General features: G+C 65.5%; 1 protein-coding gene. It reads left to right on the top strand.

Going from position 1 to position 1,816, the window contains the following annotated elements:
• Positions 1 to 187: 187 nt before the first annotated feature.
• Positions 188 to 1,816 (top strand): T9SS type A sorting domain-containing protein (locus VFQ05_09230; GenBank protein HET9326940.1); only part of this gene is annotated, 1,629 nt, incomplete at its 3' end.

Here is a 1,816-nt window from a genome sequence, read left to right as displayed (position 1 = left end):
GGCATTGCTCTACGCGATGGATCGCGCGTTGCTGTCGATGGGTCTGGGTCAGGATCCGGCGGTGAGCAAGCTGCTGGTCGCCAGGCGGGCAGGCCTCAGGGCGTAGGTTTTGGCTAGAAGGCCGTCTCATTCGAGGTGTAGGCTCCTTCGCCACCGGGCAAGCTCTGAGGCTCTCTTGCGAATTGTCGTGGCTCTCCTCCTCACCGCGCTCCTGGCGCCCTCGTTGGCGCACGCTGCCTGGCAACCCGGCGGCAACCTGATCGGCAACGGCGACGAATTCGCCGCAGCGGAGTCCGACGGGCACATCATCGTCGCTTGGACCAAACGACTCGCTTCGGACCGTTACCAGGTTTGGGCGATGGCCTGGACGGCCGAGGGCGACCCTGTGGCGGGATGGCCATCCGCTGGTCTCCTGGTCAGTGAACTGCAGATTGGGTATTCATACTCGCCAGGGATCGCCGAGGACGGAGCAGGAGGCGCGTTCGTCGCCTGGCAGAGCGAGGAGTCCTCGGTCCGACACGTATTGGTACAGCGCATCACCGCCGCAGGCGCCGTGGCTGCAGGCTGGGCGCCCGAGGGCCTGGATCTGGGCCCCGGGAGAGCAGCGACTCTGCTACCGGACGGAGAGGGCGGGGTTCTGGTGGGCTTGATGGAGTCCATCGCCCGATTCGAAGTTCGGGTTCGAATCCTTCGCATCGACGCCAGCGGCGCCCCCCACGTCTCTTGGCCGGTGGGTGGTTACGTGATTCCAAGTGCCTGGGGGCCAGGGCTCGCGGTCGACGGACAAGGCCACGTATTCGTCAGCGCGATCGATTACGAATTGCTCTCGGACCCGACTCGCTTCGACATCCAGGGCATTCGGGTGTTTCGATTGGATGAAAACGCGAGTCCTGATCCTGCCTGGCCTGAACACGGCACCTTGGTCACGGATGAGGAGAACTTCGTGGCGTTGAGTCTCTTTCCCGATGGGAGTGGAGGTGCTTACGCTGCCTGGCTCACGGCGCAAGTGTGTCCCACGGGGTCGAACTGTGGGCTGATCGCATCTCGATTCGCGACACGGATCCGAAGCGATGGGGTTCAGGACGCGGGATCGATCCCGGCGGAAGCCGTGTATTCCGTGGCATCCGATGGAGCGGGAGGACTGCTCGTGGGCCTCGTGACGGGCGGGCGCCCGGGCGTGTTGAGGCTCGATGGAAGCGGGGAAGTGATGGCTGGCTGGAAGGCGGAGGGCAACGCCGCGATGACGGAGACCGTCGATCCGTGGCAGATGGAGGTGGCTGGCGACAGTGAGGGGGGTGCTTTCGTCGCTTGGATCGACACGCGAACGGGGGAGCCGCGTCTCTACGCAGCGCGACTCGATGACCAGGGCCGCCTTGCGACGGGGTGGCCCGGGACTGGAAGCTTCGTCGGTGCATCACGCGTCATGCCGCAGTACATCCAGCTCGCCCGCGTGGGAGCGGGCAGCGTGATCGCACTATGGAGGGAGTCCACGAGTACCGGCTACTCGGGATACATCACCGCCTTGCGCCCGGGAGTGCCGGGTCCAATCGTTCCTCCCCGGCCTCCGGGGCCCGGCTTCGGCGTGGTGGAGCTGCGGTCCAATCCGGCTCGCGGACCGTTGACGGCGTTCGTCGGACTTCAGGACGGACCGGCACAGATCCATCTCATCGATGTCGCCGGTCGCGTCGTCGAGTCTCGAGAGTTCGACTTCGAGCACCAGCCTCGGGAAGCCGTGACCTTCAACAGGGCGAGCGCGCTCCGCGCGGGCGTTTACTGGATTCGAGTCAGCCAGGGAGACAAGCAGGCGTCGCGCAAA

The organism is Candidatus Eisenbacteria bacterium (genome assembly GCA_035712145.1).
GTDB lineage: Bacteria > Eisenbacteria > RBG-16-71-46 > RBG-16-71-46 > RBG-16-71-46 > DASTBI01.
The sequence above is the reverse complement of the archived record's forward strand: the minus strand, read 5'-3'. Positions and strand labels throughout refer to the sequence as shown.